The following is a 19,855-nucleotide window of genomic DNA, read 5'->3' on the forward strand; positions in this document are numbered from 1 at the left end:
ATCTTTTTCAGACCATCGAGAGGCGTGCGGCCCAAACCGCGGGCAGATGGCACGCAGGAAGCCCGGACTAATAAGATGGCATTGAAATCCCCCGCGTTTCGTAGAAAATTTCCGTTGCTGGTAACCGGCAGTCTGCTGGCCATGCAACCTTTCGCCACCTCATTCGTGGTCGCCGCGGAACAGTATGACTGCTCAGTCTCTGCTTCGGGTGCCTGGGATTGCGCGCCAAAAACGGCCGCAGCCCCGTTGCCACCACGCCCGGTGCATGACGGCGCAGCCGTCAGCTCGGCCAACAGCACGGCGCAAGCCGAGGCTGGCGGCAGCGCCGAGGCTGAACCGAAGACCGCGCTGGTCACCGAAGCCAAGGGCCGGGGCCTGCGTGCGCGCAGCGCCGACTACAGCCACCTGGACTGGGTGCCTCGCGAGAAGCTGACCGCAGCCCAGCTGGCCGAAACCGGTCCTTATTGCTCCGGCGCGTACATCGAGCCGATGCGTCCTGGCATGAACGACAAGACGAACAAGAGCGATGCGCCGACCTTTATCGGTGCCAAGGCCTCTCGTTACGAGCAGGAACAGCAAGTGGCAACCCTGGCCGGTGACGTCGTCATGCGCCAGGGCAGCATGCAGCTGGAGGCTCAGGAAGCCAGCCTGTATCAGGCCGAGAACCGTGGCGAGCTGAACGGCGACGTCCGTCTGCGCGACAACGGCGCCCTGATCGTGGGCGACCATGCCCAGGTCCAGCTCGACACCGGTGCCGCCCAGATCGACAACGCCGAATACGTGCTGCACAAGTCGCGTATCCGCGGTAACGCGCTGTACGCCAAGCGTGCCGAAAACGCGATCATCCGTCTCAAGGACGGTACGTACACCACCTGCGAGCCGGACAGCAACGCCTGGCAGCTCAAAGGCAACAACATCACGTTGAACCCGGCCACCGGTTTCGGTACGGCGACCAACGCGACGTTGCGGATCAAGAACATTCCGATCCTGTACACCCCGTATATCTATTTCCCGATCGACGACCGTCGTCAATCCGGCTTCCTGCCGCCGAGCTTCAGCACCGGCAGCGAAACCGGCTTCACGCTCGTTACGCCGTACTACTTCAACCTGGCACCGAACTACGACGCCACGTTGTACCCGCAGTACATGACCAAGCGCGGTTTGTTGATGGAAGGCGAATTCCGCTACCTCACCAAATCCAGCGAAGGCCAGTTCGGCGGCGCGTACCTGAACGACGACAGCGACGAGCGGAAAAAACAGACCGACTACGAAAAAACTCGCTACATGCTCAACTGGCAGCATAAGGGCGGGCTGGATTCACGTCTGTCGACCCAGGTCGATTACACCAAGATCAGCGATCCTTTCTACTACCAGGACCTGAAGTCCTACCAGGAAGGCATCCAGACCCAGGACTTCGTCAACCAGCAGGGCTCCGTGACCTATCGCGGCGACAGCTACCAGGCTCGTTTGAACCTGCAGGCGTACCAACTGGCGACGATTTCCCAGATCACTCCGTATAACCGGCTACCGCAGATCACCTTCAACGGGATGTTGCCGTACCACCCGGCTGGCGTGAACTTTACCTACGAGACTGAAGCCGTCCGGTTTGACCGGGACCTCAGAAGCGGCAGGGTTCTCGACGAAAACGGCGGCCCAGTTAATGCAGACGGCAGTTTGGGTGAGCAACGCCTGGACGAATATGTGAGGGGCTTAACCCGCGCAAACGGTACTCGTCTGAACGTAGCACCGGCCGTCGAATACCCGATGAACTGGACTTACGGTTTTATTACGCCGAAGCTCAAGTACGTTTACACCAAGTACGATCTTGACCTGGACTCTACCGGCAAGGACCAGATCATTTTTGATCGAAACAACGCGACAGCGGCCAACCCTTACGCTGGCGGCGATTTCAAGAGCTCACAAGACCGCGCCATTCCGATCGCCAGTGTAGACAGCGGCCTGTACTTCGACCGCAACACCAACTGGTTCGGCAAAGACTATCGCCAGACCCTGGAACCGCGCGCGTACTACCTCTATGTCCCGAACAAGGACCAGAGCGATATCCCGGTGTTCGACACCAGTGAATACTCGTTCAGCTATGCCTCGCTGTTCCGCGACAACCGCTTCAGCGGCAACGACCGGATCGGCGACGAGAACAAGCTGTCCTTGGGCGTGACCAGCCGCTGGATCGAAGAGAACGGCTTCGAGCGTCAACGCGTGTCCGTGGGCCAGGCGCTGTACTTCAAGGATCGCCAGGTTCAACTGCCAGGTATCCTGGCGTCCGACCGCGCCGACGCAAATACCGATGTGTCGCCGATCGCACTGGACTACGAGTTCCGCTTCAACCGTGATTGGCGCGCCACTGCCGATTACAACTGGGACACCGAAAGCCACAGCCCTCGCTCCGGCAGCGCGATGTTCCACTACCAGCCGGAAGATAACCCCAACAAGGTTGTCAACCTCGGTTACCGCTATCGCAACGACCAGGTGGTGTACAACCAGCTGACCGGCAAATGGCAGTTCGGTGGCGACTACGGCACCCCGGGCCAAGCGAACTTCGTGAAGGATTACTACAAAATCCAGCAACACGACTTCTCGATGATGTGGCCGATCATTCCTCAGTGGAACCTGATCACCCGCTGGCAGTATGACTATGCCCGCAACCGTACCCTGGAAGCCTTCGGTGGTTTCGAGTACGACAACTGCTGCTGGAAACTGCGCGTCATCAACCGTTACTGGGTTTCCAACGACGAATACAGCCAGATCGCCCCGCTTAACGAAAAGGGTGACCACGGGCTCTTCTTCCAGATCGTCCTCAAAGGACTCGGCGGCCTGACCGGCGCCAAGGTAGAGAGCTTCCTCGACAAAGGCATTGAAGGTTATCGTGAACGTGAAGACCAAGCTTTCTGATTGCTTGCGCCCGCTAGTGCTGGGCGCGCTGTTCCTGGGAACCGTATCGGCACACGCTGCGGTTCAACAGCTGGACAAGGTAGTGGCCATCGTCGATAACGACGTGATCATGCAGAGCCAACTGGACCAACGGGTCAAGGAAGTTCAGCAAACCATCGCCAAGCGTGGTGGCGGCGTGCCGCCTACCAGCGTGCTGGACCCACAGGTGCTGGAACGCCTGATCGTTGAAAACCTGCAACTGCAGATCGGCGATCGTTCCGGCATCCGTATCTCGGACGAAGAGCTGAACCAGGCTGTTGGCACCATCGCCCAGCGCAACAACATGAGCATTGACCAGTTCCGCGCCGCTCTGGCTCACGACGGTTTGTCCTATGAGGACGCACGTGACCAGATCCGCCGCGAAATGATCATCAGCCGTGTGCGTCAGCGCCGTGTGGCCGAGCGAGTTCAGGTGTCCGAGCAGGAAGTGAAGAACTTCCTGGCATCGGACCTGGGCAAGATGCAGCTTTCTGAAGAACTGCACCTGGCCAACATCCTGATACCGACACCGGACAGCGCCAACGCCGAGCAGCTCAATGCAGCCGCCGCAAAAACCCAGGCCGTGTATGACCGCCTGAAAGCCGGTGCAGACTTTGCCCAGACGGCGATTGCCGTATCGGGTAGCGACAACGCCCTGGACGGCGGTGACATGGGCTGGCGTAAAGCCGCGCAATTGCCACCTCCGTTTGACCGTGAACTGAGCGCCATGCAGCCAGGTGAAATCACCCAGCCAGCACGCACGCCAGGCGGTTTCATCATTCTCAAGTTACTGGGTAAACGCGGCGGCGAGACCTCGCTGAAAGACGAGGTGCATGTTCGTCACATCCTGGTCAAACCAAGCGAAATCCGTACCGAGGCGCAAACCAAGGAACTGGCCCAGAAGATCTACGACCGCATCGAAGGCGGTGAAGACTTCGCCACCCTGGCCAAGAGTTTCTCGGAAGACCCAGGTTCGGCCCTCAACGGTGGCGACCTGAACTGGATCGACCCGAAAGCCTTGGTGCCTGAGTTCCAGCAAGTAATGGCCGATACGCCGCAAGGCGTTCTGTCCAAGCCGTTCAAGACCCAATATGGCTGGCATGTACTGGAAGTCCTTGGCCGTCGCGCCACCGACAACACCACTCAGGCCCGCGAGCAACAAGCACTGACCGTGTTGCGTAACCGCAAATACGATGAAGAGCTGCAGACCTGGTTGCGTCAGATCCGTGACGAAGCCTACGTAGAAATCAAGCTGCCAGGCGCCGAGCAAACAGGCACCGACCAGGCAGCACAGTGAAACCCCAGCGTTTCGCGGTAACACCCGGCGAGCCGGCCGGCATTGGTCCAGACCTGTGCCTGCTGCTCGCCTCGCACCCTCAGCCACACCCCCTGATTGCCATTACCAGCCGCGACCTGCTCCTTGAGCGGGCCGCGCAGCTGGGTGTGGCTGTCACTCTGCTGGACGTGGCGCCGGGCAACTGGCCCGACCTGCCGGCACCTGCGGGCAGCCTTTACGTTTGGGACACCCCGCTTGCAGCCAAGGTGGTTGCCGGGCAACTGAACAAGGCCAATGCGGCATTTGTACTGGAAACCCTGACGCGCGCCGGTCAAGGCTGCATCGACGGCGACTTCGCCGGCATGATCACCGCCCCGGTACACAAAGGCGTGATCAACGAATCCGGTATCGTCTTTTCCGGGCATACCGAATTCCTCGCCGAGCTGACCCACACCGCCCAAGTTGTGATGATGCTGGCCACACGCGGCCTGCGCGTGGCCCTGGTGACCACGCACCTGCCGTTGCGCGATATCGCCGACGCCATCACCGCCGAGCGCGTGGAGCGCGTTACACGGATCCTGCACAGCGACCTGCAACAGAAATTCGGCATTGCCCAGCCGCGCATCCTGGTCTGCGGGCTTAACCCGCACGCCGGTGAAGGCGGCCATTTGGGCCATGAAGAAATCGACATTATTGAACCGACATTAGAGTGCCTGCGCCAAGAAGGCATGGACCTGCGTGGCCCACTGCCTGCCGACACTCTGTTTACCCCCAAGTATCTGGAGCACTGCGACGCAGTGCTGGCGATGTACCATGACCAGGGGCTGCCCGTGCTGAAATACAAAGGCTTTGGCGCCGCAGTCAACGTGACACTGGGCCTGCCGATCATCCGTACTTCCGTCGACCATGGCACAGCCCTGGACCTGGCGGGCAGCGGCAAGATCGATACCGGCAGCCTGCACGTGGCCCTGGAAACCGCCTATCAGATGGCCGAGACCCGTATATGACTGAGCATTACCAACACCGGGCGCGCAAGCGCTTCGGGCAAAACTTCCTGCACGACGCTGGCGTCATCGACCGTATCCTGCGCTCCATCCACGCCAAGCCCGAAGACCGCCTGCTGGAAATCGGCCCGGGCCAGGGTGCCTTGACCCAAGGCCTGTTGGCCAGTGGCGGGCAACTCGACGTGGTGGAGCTGGACAAGGACCTGATCCCGATCCTCAACCAGCAGTTCGCCGACAAGCCCAATTTCAACCTGCACCAGGGCGATGCGCTGAAGTTCGACTTCAACAGCCTCAATGCCGCGCCCAATAGCCTGCGGGTAGTGGGCAACCTGCCTTACAACATCTCCACGCCGCTGATTTTTCACCTGCTGAACAACGCCGGGATCATCCGCGACATGCACTTCATGCTGCAAAAAGAGGTGGTTGAGCGTTTGGCGGCGGGCCCTGGCGGAGGTGATTGGGGCCGTCTGTCGATCATGGTTCAGTACCATTGCCGCGTAGAGCACCTGTTCAACGTCGGCCCTGGGGCTTTCAACCCGCCGCCGAAAGTCGACTCGGCCATCGTGCGCCTGGTGCCTCACGCCGTGCTGCCGCACCCGGCCAAGGATCACAAGCTGCTGGAGCGTGTGGTGCGTGAAGCGTTCAACCAGCGCCGCAAGACCCTGCGCAACACGCTCAAGGCCTTGCTGAGCAACGCCGAGATCGAGGCCGCCGGCGTCGATGGCAGCCTGCGCCCCGAGCAACTGGACCTGGCTGCGTTCGTGCGCCTGGCCGACCAGCTCGCCATCCAGCCTGCGCCGACCGCGGAATAAGCGGCACTGTGGGAGCGGGCTTGCCCGCGATGGCGGTGGCTCAGCCAAACATGCAGTGACTGACACACTGCATTCGCGGGCAAGCCCGCTCCCACATTTGTCCTGCGTCGTACTGAAAGCTCTCGTCAGGCCGTTGCTCTCTAAAGGCCAGACAGCATGTCTGGCCTAGTGCCCTGTTGATGGCCTAGACTGATCCGCATCTGCTGTCCTCCGCTTTTGCTTTTAAGGCCTCTTGCATGTCCGATCCTCGCTACCAGATCGACGTCAGCGTCGTCACCCGCTTCCTCGCGGACCAATCGCAACCCGAACACAACCGTTTCGCCTTCGCCTACACCATCACGGTGAAGAACAACGGGCAGGTGCCGGCCAAGCTGTTGTCGCGCCACTGGGTAATCACCGATGGCGACGGCCAGGTCGAGGAAGTGCGCGGTGCCGGTGTGGTCGGCCAGCAACCGTTGATCGACATTGGCGCCAGCCATACCTACAGCAGCGGCACAGTGATGACCTCCAAGGTCGGCACCATGCAGGGCTCGTATCAGATGAAAGCCACTGACGGCAAACTGTTCGACGCCATCATCGCGCCCTTCCGTCTCGCAGTGCCGGGAGCCCTGCACTGATGGCGACGTACGCGGTCGGCGACCTGCAAGGCTGCCTGGCGCCCCTCAAGTGTTTGCTCGAGCGCGTGGCGTTCAACCCGGCAAGCGACCGCCTGTGGTTGGTGGGTGACCTGGTCAATCGTGGCCCCGAGTCCCTGGAAACCCTGCGCTTTCTTTATAAGATGCGCGACTCGTTGGTGTGTGTGCTGGGCAACCATGACCTGCACCTGCTGGCAGTCGGCGATAACATCGAGCGCCTGAAAAAGGCCGACACCCTGCGCGAAATTCTCGAAGCGCCAGATCGCGCCGAGCTGCTGGAGTGGTTGCGTCAACAGAAACTCATGCATTACGACGAAGGCCGCAATATGGCCCTGGTGCATGCTGGCATCCCGCCGCAGTGGACGCTGAAGAAAGCCCTCAAGTGTGCCGCCGAAGTCGAGAGCGCCCTGGCCGATGACAACCTGTACACCGCCTTCCTCGACGGCATGTACGGCAACGAGCCGGTCAAGTGGGACAACGACCTTACCGGCGTCGCCCGCCTGCGCGTGATCACCAACTACTTCACCCGCATGCGTTTCTGCACCGCCGAAGGCAAGCTCGACCTCAAGAGCAAGGAAGGCGCCGACACCGCGCTGCCCGGCTACAAGCCCTGGTTCGCGCACAAGGAACGCAAGACCCGTGACACAAAGATCATCTTTGGCCACTGGGCAGCCCTTGAAGGCAAGTGCGAAGAAACCGGCGTGTTTGCCCTCGACACCGGTTGCGTGTGGGGCGGCGCCATGACCCTTTTGAACATCGACACCGGCGAGCGCCTGAGCTGCCAGTGCGAACCTACCCTTCCCGTTACACTGCCGGCCGCCAAGCCATAGGAGCCCGCCATGAGCGAATTCAAACGTATCCCCCCTGAAGAAGCCCTGGCCCTGCGCAAGCAAGGTGCCGTGGTCGTCGACATCCGCGATCAGCCGACCTATGCAAACGCTCACATCAGTGGCGCGCAGCATTTGGACAACCACAACATTGCCGACTTCATCCGCGCCGCCGACCTCGACGCGCCGGTGATCGTGGCCTGCTACCACGGCAACTCCAGCCAGAGCGCGGCCGCTTATCTGATCAGCCAGGGTTTCTCCGACGTCTATAGCCTGGACGGCGGCTTTGAGCTGTGGCGTTCGATCTATCCGTCAGAAATTGCCTCCAGCGATTCGCAATAATTTTTTTCACACCCCGCTACCCCGCGTGACGCTTGGGCTCGCGCCGTTTCTGACGAACGGCGCAGCCAAACTAATTGCGTATCCCGCCTTGACCTCCCGGATTCCGAACTATCCTTAAGCGCAGGCCATCCGAATCAGGGGAGAGCCGGTACACCGGCGTGCGGGTCATCGGTAGCGTTTCAGGGTGTTTGGGGGGAAAACGGCCATTGGTTGATCACCAATGACTGCCAGCATCGACTGATTGACCCGGCGTCGGCTCCACGTATCGAGCGAGGTGACGACGTCATGAGTATCTTTAGCCACTTCCAACAACGCTTCGCGTCCACACAGCAGGAAGAACTCACGCTGCAAGAGTATCTCGAGCTGTGCAAACAGGACCGCAGTACCTACGCGTCTGCCGCCGAACGTCTGCTATTGGCGATTGGTGAACCGGAGCTGGTGGAAACCGCCAATAATTCGCGCCTGTCGCGAATATTCTCCAACAAGGTGATCCGCCGCTACCCGGCCTTTGAAGACTTCCACGGCATGGAAGAATGCATTGACCAGATCGTCTCCTACTTCCGCCATGCCGCCCAAGGCCTGGAAGAGAAGAAACAAATCCTTTACCTGCTCGGCCCCGTCGGCGGTGGTAAATCGTCTTTGGCCGAAAAGCTCAAACAACTGATCGAGAAGGTGCCCTTCTACGCGATCAAGGGCTCACCGGTCTTCGAGTCGCCATTGGGCCTGTTCAACGCCACGGAAGATGGCGCGATCCTCGAAGAAGACTTCGGCATCCCACGGCGCTACCTCAACACCATCATGTCGCCATGGGCCACCAAGCGCCTGGCCGAGTTTGGCGGCGATATCAGCCAGTTCCGGGTGGTGAAACTCTACCCGTCGATTCTCAACCAGATCGGCGTGGCCAAAACCGAACCGGGGGACGAGAACAACCAGGACATCTCGGCACTGGTGGGTAAGGTCGATATCCGCAAACTCGAGGAATTCCCACAGAACGACGCCGACGCCTACAGCTACTCAGGCGCGCTGTGCCGGGCCAACCAGGGCCTGATGGAGTTCGTGGAGATGTTCAAGGCACCGATCAAGGTGCTGCACCCCCTGCTCACCGCCACCCAGGAAGGTAACTACAACAGTACCGAAGGCCTGGGCGCGATTCCGTTCACCGGGATCCTGCTGGCCCACTCCAACGAATCGGAGTGGCACACCTTCCGCAACAACAAGAACAACGAAGCCTTCATCGACCGGATCTACATCGTCAAGGTGCCGTACTGCCTGCGGGTCAGCGATGAGATCAAGATCTACGACAAGCTGCTGTTCAACAGCTCCCTGGCCAAGGCCCACTGCGCGCCTGACACCTTGAAGATGCTCGCCCAGTTCACCGTACTGTCGCGCCTCAAGGAGCCTGAGAACTCGAATATCTATTCGAAGATGCGCGTCTACGACGGCGAAAACCTCAAGGACACCGACCCCAAGGCCAAGTCGATCCAGGAATACCGCGACACTGCGGGCGTGGACGAAGGCATGAACGGCCTGTCCACCCGGTTCGCGTTCAAGATCCTCTCCAAGGTCTTCAACTTCGACCCGCACGAAATTGCCGCCAACCCGGTGCACCTGCTGTATGTGCTGGAACAGCAGATCGAGCAGGAACAGTTCCAGGCCGAAACCCGCGAGCGCTACCTGCGTTTCCTCAAGGAATACCTGGCACCGCGCTACATCGAGTTTATCGGAAAGGAAATCCAGACCGCGTACCTGGAGTCCTACAGCGAGTACGGCCAGAACATTTTCGACCGCTACGTGCTGTACGCCGACTTCTGGATTCAGGACCAGGAATACCGCGACCCGGAAACCGGCGAAATCCTCAACCGCGTGGCCCTCAACGAGGAGCTGGAGAAAATCGAAAAACCGGCAGGCATCAGCAATCCGAAGGATTTCCGCAACGAAATCGTCAACTTCGTGCTGCGCGCCCGCGCCAACAACAACGGCAAGAACCCCACCTGGCTCAGCTACGAGAAGCTGCGGGTGGTCATCGAGAAGAAAATGTTCTCCAACACCGAGGATCTGCTGCCGGTCATCAGCTTCAACGCCAAGGCCAGCAAGGAGGACCAGCAAAAACACAACGACTTCGTCACTCGAATGGTCGAGCGTGGCTACACCGACAAACAGGTACGCCTGCTCTCCGAGTGGTACCTGCGGGTTCGTAAATCACAGTAAGGCAGCGACGGGCGTTTGCTGCCGGGCCCTGGGCCTGGCAGCTGACCGCTTGTCTCTAGGCTTCCAGCTCGCAGCTTGAAGCTTGTAATGTGAAGCTGCCCGGAGGGCTCCCCATGAGCTATGTGATTGACCGACGCCTCAATGGCAAGAACAAGAGCACGGTAAACCGTCAGCGTTTCCTGCGGCGTTACCGTGACCACATCAAAAAGGCCGTTGAAGAGGCCGTCAGCCGCCGTTCCATCACCGACATGGAACATGGCGAGCAAATCAGCATTCCCGGACGTGACATCGACGAACCGGTGCTGCACCACGGGCGTGGTGGCAAGCAGACCGTCGTGCACCCCGGCAACAAGGAATTCACCACCGGCGAACATATCCAGCGCCCCCAAGGCGGTGGCGGCGGTAAAGGCCCAGGCAAGGCGGGCAATTCCGGCGAGGGCATGGATGAGTTCGTGTTCCAGATCACCCAGGAAGAATTCCTCGAGTTCATGTTCGAGGACCTGGAGCTGCCCAACCTGGTCAAACGCAACCTGACCGGCACCGATACCTTCAAGACCGTACGCGCAGGGATCAGCAACGAGGGCAACCCGTCGCGGATCAATATCATCCGTACTCTGCGCTCGGCCCATGCCCGGCGTATCGCCCTGTCGGGCAGCAGCCGCGCCAAACTGAAGCAAGCCAAGGAAGAGTTGGCGCGTTTAAAACGCGAAGAGCCGGACAACTTCGGCGATATCCAGGAAATCGAGGCGGAAATCGAGAAACTCAGCGCACGCATTCACCGCGTGCCGTTCCTCGACACCTTCGACTTGAAATACAACTTGCTGGTCAAGCAACCCAACCCAAGCTCCAAGGCGGTGATGTTCTGCCTGATGGACGTGTCCGGCTCGATGACCCAGGCGACCAAGGACATCGCCAAGCGCTTCTTCATCCTGCTGTACCTGTTTCTAAAGCGGAATTACGACAAGATCGACGTGGTGTTCATCCGCCACCACACCAGCGCCCGGGAAGTGGACGAAGAAGAGTTCTTCTACTCGCGGGAAACCGGCGGCACCATCGTCTCCAGCGCATTGAAACTGATGCAGGAGATCATGGCCGAGCGCTACCCGGCCAATGAGTGGAACATCTACGCGGCCCAGGCTTCCGACGGCGACAACTGGAACGACGACTCGCCCATCTGCCGCGACATCCTGATCAACCAGATCATGCCGTTCGTGCAGTACTACACCTACGTCGAAATTACCCCCCGTGAGCACCAGGCCCTGTGGTTCGAATATGAGCGTATCGGCGAAGCGTTTGCCGACACCTTCGCCCAGCAGCAACTGGTCTCGGCCGGCGATATCTATCCGGTCTTCCGTGAACTCTTCCAGCGCAGGTTAGTGACATGACCGCCAAAAAAGAGCATAAGCGCCAACCCATTTCCACCGGCTCCGAGTGGACCTTTGAACTGATCCAGGCCTATGACCGGGAAATCAGCCGCATCGCGGCGGGTTATGCCCTGGACACCTACCCCAACCAGATCGAAGTGATCACCGCCGAACAGATGATGGATGCCTACGCCTCGGTCGGCATGCCGCTGGGCTATCACCATTGGTCCTACGGCAAACACTTCCTCAGTACTGAGAAGTCCTACACCCGTGGCCAGATGGGCCTGGCCTACGAGATCGTCATCAATTCCGACCCGTGCATTGCCTACTTGATGGAGGAAAACACCATCTGCATGCAGGCGCTGGTGGTGGCGCATGCCTGCTACGGGCACAACAGCTTCTTCAAGGGTAATTACCTGTTCCGCACCTGGACGGATGCCAGCTCGATCATCGATTACCTCGTGTTCGCCAAGCAGTACATCATGCAATGCGAGGAACGCCACGGTATCGATGCGGTGGAAGACCTGCTCGATTCCTGCCATGCGCTGATGAACTACGGTGTGGACCGCTACAAACGCCCGTACCCGATTTCTGCCGAGGAAGAGCGCCTGCGCCAGAAGGAACGCGAGGAACACCTGCAGAAACAGATCAACGACCTGTGGCGCACTATCCCCAAGAAAACCGGGAAAAACAGCGACAAGGACAATGCACGCTTCCCGGCCGAACCTCAGGAAAACATCCTGTATTTCCTGGAAAAACACGCACCGCTGCTGGAGCCATGGCAGCGCGAAATCGTGCGTATTGTGCGCAAGATCGCCCAGTACTTTTATCCGCAGCGCCAGACCCAGGTGATGAACGAAGGCTGGGCCACGTTCTGGCACTACACCTTGATGAACGACCTGTACGACGAAGGCCTGGTCACCGACGGCTTCATGATGGAGTTCCTCACCTCCCACACCAGCGTGGTGTTCCAGCCGGGCTTCGACAGCCCGTATTACAGCGGCATCAACCCTTACGCGCTGGGCTTTGCGATGTACCGCGACATTCGGCGCATGTGCGAACACCCCACCGACGAGGACCGCCGCTGGTTCCCGGAAATCGCCGGCAGCGATTGGTTGTCGACCATCAAGTTCGCCATGAGCAGCTTCAAGGACGAGAGTTTCATCCTGCAGTACCTGTCACCCCAGGTGATTCGCGACCTCAAGCTGTTCAGCATCATGGACGACGACCTCAAGGACGACCTGGTGGTGCCGGCCATCCATGATGAGCCCGGCTACCGCGCCATTCGCGAGACCCTGGCGGCGCAGTACAACCTGGGCAACCGCGAACCCAACGTGCAGATATACAGCATCGATGTGCGCGGCGACCGCTCGCTGACCCTGCGGCACCAGCAACACGACCGTAAGCCCTTGGGCGAATCCACTGAGGAAGTGCTCAAGCACCTGCATCGGTTGTGGGGCTTCGACATTCATCTGGAAACCCTGCAGGGCGACCAGGTGATGAAGACTCACCATGTGCCACCGCGCAGCGATCACAACGACAACGACTACGGCCGCCTGGACTTGGCCGTCGTTCATCTCTGAAACAGCAAAGCCTCCATTGGTCAGGCACAGGAGGTATCCTGTGCCGCTAATGGAGGCTTTTTCATGAAAATCTATAAAGTCGGCGGTGCGGTGCGTGATCGCCTGCTTGGCATCAAGGTCACCGACGTCGACCGCGTTGTCGTTGGCGCGACCACTGAAGAAATGCTCGCCAAGGGCTACAAGCCGGTGGGCGCTGACTTCCCGGTATTCCTCGACCCGAAAAACGGTGACGAATACGCCCTCGCCCGCACCGAGCGCAAGAGTGGCCGGGGTTATGGCGGCTTTGTGTTTCACGCCAGCCCCGAGGTCACGCTGGAAGAAGACCTGATTCGCCGCGACCTGACCATCAACGCCATGGCGGAGGACGACGACGGCAACTTGACGGACCCGTACCATGGCCAGCGTGATCTGGAAGCCCGCGTTCTACGCCACGTTTCGCCGGCGTTCGCCGAAGATCCTTTGCGTGTGCTGCGCGTTGCCCGCTTTGCGGCGCGCTACGCACACCTTGGCTTCACCGTAGCACCTGAGACGCTGGAGCTGATGCGTCAGCTCAGTGAATCCGGCGAGTTGGAAGCCTTGACCCCGGAGCGCAGCTGGAAAGAAATCTCCCGGGCGCTGATGGAAGATCAGCCTCAGGTGTTTATCCAAGTGCTGCGTGACTGCGATGCACTGAAAACCCTGATGCCGGAAGTGAACGCACTGTTCGGCGTGCCGCAGCCCGAGGCTCATCACCCGGAAATCGACACCGGTGTGCACACCTTGAGCGTGCTGGAACAGGCCGCCCTGCATCAACAGCCGCTCACCGTGCGTTGGGCTTGCTTGCTGCACGACCTGGGCAAAGGCCTGACGCCTGTGGATAAGTTACCGCAGCACATTGCTCATGAACATACGGGCTTGATACCGATCAAGGCGGTCAACGAGCGTTTCAAAGTGCCGAGGGATTGCCAGGAACTGGCGCTATTGGTGGGCCAATATCACACCCACGGCCATCGTGCACTGGAGTTGAAAGCCTCGACATTGCTGGAGTTGCTGCAGAGTTTTGACGTGTATCGCCGGCCCCAGCGCTTTGAGGAATTTGTGGTGGCGTGTGAGATGGACGCGCGCGGCCGCAAAGGCTTTGAGCAGCGAAGTTATCCACAGGCGGATTATTTGCGCGGCGCGGCCAAGGTTGCGCGCGAAGTAGCGGTGGCGCCACTGCTGGAGAAAGGTTTTAAAGGCCCGGAACTGGGCGAAGCGCTCAAACGCGAAAGGCTCAAGGCGCTGAAGGCCTACAAGGAACAGCCTAACGCCTAGCAGGCGAGCTTTTCCAATGCAAAACCTGTGGGAGCGGGCTTGCCCGCGAAGACGTCGGCCCAACAAGCATTGATGGTGACTGACGCACCGCTTTCGTTGGCAAGCCCGCTCCCACATTTGAATCCGGTCGAGCCAAGAGAATCGGCGGCTATAGGAGAATCGTCGGCGTCAGTTGCTGGCCCTGCCACTCAAAAGCAACAGGCGCCAATACCTGATCGATCTGCGAATTGCGCCACAGCTCAGCCAGGGTCTTCCCCGCTTCAGGATGCACACGGTCCGGTGCCATCAGCGACAACGGCCACAGTACAAACGCGTTTTTCAGGATCTCCGCACGTGGCAGGATCAATCCGTCGAAATTGCCCACCAGGTCGCCATACAGCAGCACATCGATATCCAACGGCAGCCCTTTGCGGTCCGGCGCATAACGGCCATTCTCGGCCTCGATGAATTTCAACCGGCGATCCAGCTCCATCAACGGCAGCTCGGTATAGGCCGACACCACCAGGTTGAAGAACGGCCCGCTCTTGATGCCCACCGGCTGGCTTTCAAACACCGGCGAGCAGCGTACATCGGTCAAGAAGCTCGCCAACGCATCCAGGCCAGCGCGTAAATGCGGCTCGCGTTCGATATTGCTGCCAAGGCCAAGGTAAACCTGAGTTAGCGACATCCGCGCTCGATCTCCACGCCCACGCCTTTGGCTGCCGGCACGGCGCCTGGCTTGGTCAACTTGAGGTGCAGCCAGGGAATCTGGAATTCGCTCATCAACACTTCGGCCAGGCGTTCGGCGAAGGTTTCCACCAGTTGGTACTGGGACAGCTCGGCAAAGGCCTGGATACGCGCGGATACGCTGGCGTAATCGAGCGCCAACGTCAGGTCGTCACCGGCCGCAGCCGGGCGATTATCCCAGGCGAAGCTCAGGTCCAGGCGCAGGCATTGCTTGATGCCGCGCTCCCAGTCGTAGGCCCCGATCACGGTGTCGACTTCCAGGCCTTCGATAAACACTCTGTCCAAGCTCTTCTCCGCAGCACGACAAGGGCGCGATGCCCCGTTAGAATCAGGGCGTCCTCGCCCGGAATAGTTAGCATGTTTTGGTCACTGGCGATTCTCGCCTACCTGCTCGGCTCGCTGTCCTTCGCCATTTTGCTCAGCCGCCTGACGGGAAACCCCGACCCGCGAATGAGTGGTTCAGGCAATGCCGGCGCCACCAATATGTTGCGCCTGGCCGGCAAGAAACTCGCCGTACTGACACTGCTCGGCGACCTCTGCAAAGGCCTTCTGCCCGTACTGATCGCCAATCTGGCCGGCCTTACCCTGCAACAGCAGGCCTGGGTGGGCGTGTGTGCCGTCCTCGGCCATCTGTTCCCGCTGTACTTCCGCTTTCGCGGGGGCAAGGGTGTCGCCACGGCAGCCGGCATGCTGCTGGGGATTTACCCTCCCGCCGCGTTGCTGGCCGTGCTGGCCTGGCTGCTGACGTTCTACCTGACTCGCACCAGCTCCTTGGCCGCGTTGATCGCCACACCGCTCACCCTGCCGCTGCTGGCCTGGCAGGCGCCAGCGGCGCTGTTGCCGATGAGCGTGCTGACACTGCTGATCGTCTGGCGCCACCGCGGCAATTTACGCGACCTGTTTGCCGGGCGCGAACGGCATTTTTAAATACGTCGGGTGCGCCCGGCCCACGCAGAGCACTTACAACGGTGACAGCTGCTCCATCGGCCAGCGTGCCTGCACGCTGATCGCCAGGCTTTCATGCTGCCCGGCCTGCAGGCGCTGGCAACCGGCATAGGCGATCATCGCACCGTTATCGGTGCAGAACTCAGGCCGCGCGTAGAACACATCGCCGTGCATGTCGCCGAGCATTTTTTCCAGCGAGGTGCGCAAGGCTTTGTTGGCGCTGACGCCGCCTGCGATCACCAGACGCTTCATGCCCGCCTGTTTCAGGGCGCGCTTGCACTTGATGGTCAAAGTCTCCACCACGGCCTGCTGGAACGCCAGCGCGATGTCGCAACGGGCTTGCTCACTGTCGTCCCCGGCGCTGACGCTCTGCTGCCAGGTGTTCAGCGCGGAGGTTTTCAAACCACTGAAGCTGAACATCAAACCGGGGCGATCGCACATCGGGCGCGGGAAGGTATAGCGGCCCGGCACGCCCTTTTCTGCAAGGCGGGCGATTTCCGGACCACCGGGGTAATTGAGGCCCATCATCTTCGCGGTCTTGTCGAACGCTTCACCGGCAGCATCGTCCAGGGACTCGCCCAACAGTGTGTATTGGCCGATCGCGTCGACCTGAACCAGCTGCGTATGCCCACCCGAAACCAACAAAGCGACGAACGGGAACTGTGGCGGTGTTTTTTCCAGCATCGGCGCCAGTAAATGGCCTTCCATGTGGTGCACGCCGAGGGCTGGAATGCCCCAGGCGAATGCCAGCGCCTGGGCGCAAGAAGCCCCAACCAGCAGGGCTCCGACCAATCCGGGGCCGGCGGTATAGGCAATCGCGTCGATCTCGGTCGGCACGCAGCCGGCCTCGTCCAGCACCTGGCGAATCAACGGCAGCATGCGCTTGACGTGATCACGGCTGGCGAGCTCCGGCACCACGCCGCCATAGGCACGGTGCAGGTCGATCTGACTGAACAGTGCATCGGCCAAAAGCCCGCGTTCACTGTCGTAAAGTGCGACACCGGTTTCGTCGCAGGAGGTTTCAAGTCCCAGTACTAGCATGGGTTTGCGCCTTGTAGAGGCTGAATTCGAAGGCGCGCATAATAGTCGCCACTCCCCCTCCCGACTAGCGGTTTTCGATCAGAGGCTTTGCATTCCGGGCAATGAGGGGTTAACATCCGCAACCCTTAAAAACCGACGACCTCAGCCGCGAATTTTTTGCGACGAGAACGTTGATTCCCGGTAATGAAAGAAGGTAGCTCTGGATGCCAGCCGTCAAAGTAAAAGAGAACGAACCCTTCGACGTAGCTCTGCGTCGTTTCAAGCGCTCCTGCGAAAAAGCCGGTGTTCTGGCTGAAGTTCGTAGCCGCGAATTTTATGAGAAGCCAACTTCTGAGCGTAAGCGCAAAGCAGCAGCCGCTGTTAAGCGTCACGCTAAGAAAGTTCAGCGCGAGCAGCGCCGCGCCGTTCGTCTGTACTAATACACAGACTTACGTAGCAAGCTTCTGCCAAGCCCGGCCCTCAGCCGGGCTATTGGCATTTGCGGATATCGCTTGATGCTTCACCGTCGACGCCGCACACGCGACCGAGACACTGCTTCACACGTCAGGACTGGCTCTTTTGCCAGCGGTGCACGTCTCTTCTGACGAGCCTAACAAGGCTACTGACGAGCACACTCATTCTTCAAGCAGACGATCAACTGTGTCGGCTGTGCCCAACGATGCGTTTCCGAGGCCCGCCATTGGCCAACACCGGACGCCCGGGCAACATTTCCACGCCGAACACTGATAGAAATTAACGTCAGTGAATGTTCGGCAGATACACTCCCTGACAGCCCAAGCAGACGACAGTTGATCGAGCCGCATAATTTGCGCGCCCGAGCACTTCGCGGGCCTCATTGACACGCAGTGATGACGAGAACGCCATGGCCGGGCTAATTCCCCAGAGCTTTATTGACGACCTTCTGAACCGCACCGACATCGTCGATGTTGTCAGCTCGCGCGTGCAATTGAAAAAAGCCGGCAAAAACTACACCGCCTGCTGCCCGTTCCACAAAGAGAAAACCCCATCGTTCAGCGTCAGCCCCGACAAGCAGTTCTATTACTGCTTCGGCTGCGGCGCAGGCGGTAATGCCCTCGGCTTCCTCATGGACCACGACAACCTGGACTTCCCCCAGGCTATCGAGGACCTGGCCAAAGCCGCCGGCATGGAAATCCCTCGCGAAGAAAGTGGCCGGGCGCACAAACCGCGACAACCCACTGATTCGCCGCTGTACCCGCTGCTGACGGCCGCTGCCGACTTCTATCGCCAGGCGCTTAAAAGCCATCCGCAGCGCAAGGCCGCTGTTGACTATCTCAAGGGCCGCGGCCTTACCGGTGAAATCGCCCGAGACTTCGGCCTCGGTTTCGCGCCGCCGGGCTGGGACAACCTCTATAAGCACCTGAGCAGCGACACCCTGCAGCAAAAGGCCATGATCGACGCCGGCCTGCTGGTGGAAAACGCCGAGACCGGCAAGCGCTACGACCGTTTCCGCGACCGCGTGATGTTCCCGATCCGCGACAGCCGCGGCCGGATCATCGCGTTCGGTGGCCGAGTGCTGGGGGACGACAAACCCAAGTACCTGAACTCCCCGGAAACCCCGGTGTTCCACAAGGGTCAGGAACTCTACGGCTTGTTCGAGGCGCGCAAAAACAATCGCAACCTCGATGAAATCATTGTGGTTGAAGGTTATATGGACGTAATCGCCCTCGCCCAGCAAGGCCTGCGTAACGCTGTGGCCACCCTGGGCACCGCGACCAGCGAAGAACATATGAAGCGCCTGTTTCGCGTGGTGCCCAGCGTGTTGTTCTGCTTCGACGGTGACCAGGCTGGCCGCAACGCCGCCTGGCGGGCGCTCGAAGCGACGCTCTCGAGCCTGCAGGACGGGCGCCGCGCGCGCTTCCTGTTCCTGCCGGAAGGCGAAGACCCGGACACCTTGGTGCGCTCCGAAGGCACCGACGCATTCCGCGCGCGCATCAATCAACACGCGCAGCCGCTGGCGGACTATTTCTTCCAGCAATTGACCGAAGAAGCCGACCCGCGCTCCCTCGAAGGCAAGGCCCATATGGCCACCCTCGCGGCACCGTTGATCGACAAAGTGCCGGGCGCCAATCTGAAATCACTGATGCGCATGCGCTTGTTGGAAATTACCGGTTTGAGCGGCGAAGCCGTCAGCCAGCTGGTGCACAACGCGCCGCAAGAGGCGCCACCGGCGTACGACCCGGGCATGGATTACGACGCCATGCCGGACTATTCCGACTTCCACCAACCGCAGGAGGCCTACACGCCCCAGCAGGAGTGGACACCGAAGAAGCCCGGCGCCGGCGGCAAGAAATGGGACAAGAAGCCCTGGAGCAAGAACGGCAAGCGCGGTGATCGCGATGAAGCCTATGCGCCACGCACGCCAGTGGCGGTGGAAGCCCCGACGCTGATTGCGTTGCGCACGCTGATCCACCACCCGCAATTGGCCAAGAAAGTTGAGAGCGCCGATCATTTTGCCAACGAAAGCAACACCTATGCTCAGGTGCTGATCGCCTTGATCGAGGCGGTACAGAAAAATCCTAAGCTAAACTCAATTCAGTTGATGGCTCGTTGGCATGGCACCGAACAAGGCCGCCTGTTGAAAGCACTCGCAGAAAAGGAGTGGCTAATTGACGGCGATAACCTTGAACAACAATTTTTAGACACCATTACTAGGTTATCTGCGGGTCAGCACACGCAGACCCTCGACGAGCTCATCAAGAGAGCAAGACAGCCGGGATTATCGGCTGAAGAGCAAATTCAGATAGCAAAACAGATGCGCGACCTCTTAAAACAGAATGTTTCCGCATCAAACCCGACCTCAGCTGGCGTGTGAGGTCATAGCTCGGGTATAATCCTCGGCTTGTTTTTTGC

17 protein-coding genes are annotated in these 19,855 nt (G+C 59.9%); 14 read left to right on the plus strand and 3 right to left on the minus strand.

The features are described 5' to 3' along the window. Window positions 1-75: 75 nt before the first annotated feature. The 11 genes from L8I05_RS23750 (at window position 76) to L8I05_RS23800 (ending at window position 14,272) form a co-directional block, all read left to right on the plus strand. Entirely contained in the window at window positions 76-2,910 is a 2,835-nt protein-coding gene (locus tag L8I05_RS23750) for an LPS-assembly protein LptD (protein ID WP_242171749.1), read from the plus strand. Continuing rightward, window positions 2,891-4,225, plus strand: coding sequence for a peptidylprolyl isomerase (locus L8I05_RS23755; RefSeq protein WP_177017949.1), 1,335 nt, complete (start codon window positions 2,891-2,893; stop codon window positions 4,223-4,225). The genes L8I05_RS23750 and L8I05_RS23755 overlap by 20 nt, the downstream gene beginning before the upstream one ends. After that, window positions 4,222-5,211, plus strand: a complete 990-nt coding sequence (gene pdxA, locus L8I05_RS23760) for a 4-hydroxythreonine-4-phosphate dehydrogenase PdxA (RefSeq protein ID WP_242171751.1) — start codon at window positions 4,222-4,224, stop codon at window positions 5,209-5,211. Before L8I05_RS23755 ends, pdxA begins: the two co-directional genes overlap by 4 nt. Further along, window positions 5,208-6,020 carry a 16S rRNA (adenine(1518)-N(6)/adenine(1519)-N(6))-dimethyltransferase RsmA gene (gene rsmA / locus L8I05_RS23765; RefSeq protein ID WP_197626593.1) on the plus strand — a complete coding sequence of 271 codons (813 nt, stop codon included), beginning with the start codon at window positions 5,208-5,210 and terminating at the stop codon, window positions 6,018-6,020. Before pdxA ends, rsmA begins: the two co-directional genes overlap by 4 nt. 236 nt (window positions 6,021-6,256) lie before the next feature. Then, complete coding sequence (gene apaG / locus L8I05_RS23770; RefSeq protein WP_069551974.1) at window positions 6,257-6,637, plus strand: Co2+/Mg2+ efflux protein ApaG; 381 nt, start codon at window positions 6,257-6,259, stop codon at window positions 6,635-6,637. Further along, window positions 6,637-7,485 carry a symmetrical bis(5'-nucleosyl)-tetraphosphatase gene (locus L8I05_RS23775; protein WP_242171753.1) on the plus strand — a complete coding sequence of 283 codons (849 nt, stop codon included), beginning with the start codon at window positions 6,637-6,639 and terminating at the stop codon, window positions 7,483-7,485. The genes apaG and L8I05_RS23775 overlap by 1 nt, the downstream gene beginning before the upstream one ends. 9 nt (window positions 7,486-7,494) lie before the next feature. Then, window positions 7,495-7,824 carry a thiosulfate sulfurtransferase GlpE gene (gene glpE, locus L8I05_RS23780; protein ID WP_242171754.1) on the plus strand — a complete coding sequence of 110 codons (330 nt, stop codon included), beginning with the start codon at window positions 7,495-7,497 and terminating at the stop codon, window positions 7,822-7,824. 285 nt (window positions 7,825-8,109) lie between these two features. Then, window positions 8,110-10,032 carry a PrkA family serine protein kinase gene (locus tag L8I05_RS23785; protein WP_003194732.1) on the plus strand — a complete coding sequence of 641 codons (1,923 nt, stop codon included), beginning with the start codon at window positions 8,110-8,112 and terminating at the stop codon, window positions 10,030-10,032. A 113-nt stretch (window positions 10,033-10,145) separates the two neighbouring features. Then, entirely contained in the window at window positions 10,146-11,417 is a 1,272-nt protein-coding gene (locus tag L8I05_RS23790) for a YeaH/YhbH family protein (protein ID WP_003194735.1), read from the plus strand. Then, complete coding sequence (locus L8I05_RS23795; RefSeq protein WP_159960367.1) at window positions 11,414-12,979, plus strand: SpoVR family protein; 1,566 nt, start codon at window positions 11,414-11,416, stop codon at window positions 12,977-12,979. Before L8I05_RS23790 ends, L8I05_RS23795 begins: the two co-directional genes overlap by 4 nt. 63 nt (window positions 12,980-13,042) lie before the next feature. Then, a complete protein-coding gene (locus L8I05_RS23800) occupies window positions 13,043-14,272 on the plus strand; it encodes a multifunctional CCA addition/repair protein (RefSeq protein WP_242171756.1) in 1,230 nt (409 codons plus the stop codon). A gap of 148 nt (window positions 14,273-14,420) precedes the next feature. Here the strand turns inward: L8I05_RS23800 and folK are convergent, their stop codons facing one another. Further along, a complete protein-coding gene (gene folK / locus L8I05_RS23805; protein ID WP_242171758.1) occupies window positions 14,421-14,939 on the minus strand; it encodes a 2-amino-4-hydroxy-6-hydroxymethyldihydropteridine diphosphokinase in 519 nt (172 codons plus the stop codon). Beyond that, window positions 14,930-15,283, minus strand: coding sequence for a dihydroneopterin aldolase (gene folB, locus L8I05_RS23810; protein ID WP_177017945.1), 354 nt, complete (start codon window positions 15,281-15,283; stop codon window positions 14,930-14,932). Before folB ends, folK begins: the two co-directional genes overlap by 10 nt. Before the next feature lie 72 nt (window positions 15,284-15,355). Between folB and plsY the strand changes: the two genes are divergently transcribed. Continuing rightward, a complete protein-coding gene (plsY, locus tag L8I05_RS23815) occupies window positions 15,356-15,925 on the plus strand; it encodes a glycerol-3-phosphate 1-O-acyltransferase PlsY (RefSeq protein WP_242171760.1) in 570 nt (189 codons plus the stop codon). 33 nt (window positions 15,926-15,958) lie between these two features. On the opposite strand, the gene tsaD is transcribed toward plsY, so the two are convergent. After that, window positions 15,959-16,984 carry a tRNA (adenosine(37)-N6)-threonylcarbamoyltransferase complex transferase subunit TsaD gene (gene tsaD / locus L8I05_RS23820; RefSeq protein WP_119737664.1) on the minus strand — a complete coding sequence of 342 codons (1,026 nt, stop codon included), beginning with the start codon at window positions 16,982-16,984 and terminating at the stop codon, window positions 15,959-15,961. A gap of 203 nt (window positions 16,985-17,187) precedes the next feature. Here tsaD and rpsU point away from each other — a divergent pair, with 203 nt between their 5' ends. Then, window positions 17,188-17,403 (plus strand): 30S ribosomal protein S21, encoded by a 216-nt coding sequence (gene rpsU, locus L8I05_RS23825; protein WP_002551877.1) that lies wholly within the window; start codon window positions 17,188-17,190, stop codon window positions 17,401-17,403. Between the two features lie 443 nt (window positions 17,404-17,846). Continuing rightward, complete coding sequence (gene dnaG, locus L8I05_RS23830; protein ID WP_242171761.1) at window positions 17,847-19,817, plus strand: DNA primase; 1,971 nt, start codon at window positions 17,847-17,849, stop codon at window positions 19,815-19,817. The last annotated feature ends 38 nt before the right edge of the window (window positions 19,818-19,855 follow it).

The organism is Pseudomonas sp. MONT-RG-20F-20-E-7-02, from assembly GCF_022662395.1.
Classification (GTDB): Bacteria; Pseudomonadota; Gammaproteobacteria; order Pseudomonadales; family Pseudomonadaceae; genus Aquipseudomonas.

Excerpts from the sequence above, each read along its gene's own strand:
- L8I05_RS23750 (WP_242171749.1), top strand. The coding sequence starts at position 76 with ATGGCATTGAAATCCCCCGCGTTTCGTAGAAAATTTCCGTTGCTGGTA.
- rsmA (WP_197626593.1), top strand. The coding sequence starts at position 5,208 with ATGACTGAGCATTACCAACACCGGGCGCGCAAGCGCTTCGGGCAAAAC.
- apaG (WP_069551974.1), top strand. The coding sequence starts at position 6,257 with ATGTCCGATCCTCGCTACCAGATCGACGTCAGCGTCGTCACCCGCTTC.
- L8I05_RS23775 (WP_242171753.1), top strand. The coding sequence starts at position 6,637 with ATGGCGACGTACGCGGTCGGCGACCTGCAAGGCTGCCTGGCGCCCCTC.
- glpE (WP_242171754.1), top strand. The coding sequence starts at position 7,495 with ATGAGCGAATTCAAACGTATCCCCCCTGAAGAAGCCCTGGCCCTGCGC.
- L8I05_RS23785 (WP_003194732.1), top strand. The coding sequence starts at position 8,110 with ATGAGTATCTTTAGCCACTTCCAACAACGCTTCGCGTCCACACAGCAG.
- L8I05_RS23790 (WP_003194735.1), top strand. The coding sequence starts at position 10,146 with ATGAGCTATGTGATTGACCGACGCCTCAATGGCAAGAACAAGAGCACG.
- L8I05_RS23795 (WP_159960367.1), top strand. The coding sequence starts at position 11,414 with ATGACCGCCAAAAAAGAGCATAAGCGCCAACCCATTTCCACCGGCTCC.
- L8I05_RS23800 (WP_242171756.1), top strand. The coding sequence starts at position 13,043 with ATGAAAATCTATAAAGTCGGCGGTGCGGTGCGTGATCGCCTGCTTGGC.
- folK (WP_242171758.1), bottom strand. The coding sequence starts at position 14,939 with ATGTCGCTAACTCAGGTTTACCTTGGCCTTGGCAGCAATATCGAACGC.
- plsY (WP_242171760.1), top strand. The coding sequence starts at position 15,356 with ATGTTTTGGTCACTGGCGATTCTCGCCTACCTGCTCGGCTCGCTGTCC.
- tsaD (WP_119737664.1), bottom strand. The coding sequence starts at position 16,984 with ATGCTAGTACTGGGACTTGAAACCTCCTGCGACGAAACCGGTGTCGCA.
- rpsU (WP_002551877.1), top strand. The coding sequence starts at position 17,188 with ATGCCAGCCGTCAAAGTAAAAGAGAACGAACCCTTCGACGTAGCTCTG.
- dnaG (WP_242171761.1), top strand. The coding sequence starts at position 17,847 with ATGGCCGGGCTAATTCCCCAGAGCTTTATTGACGACCTTCTGAACCGC.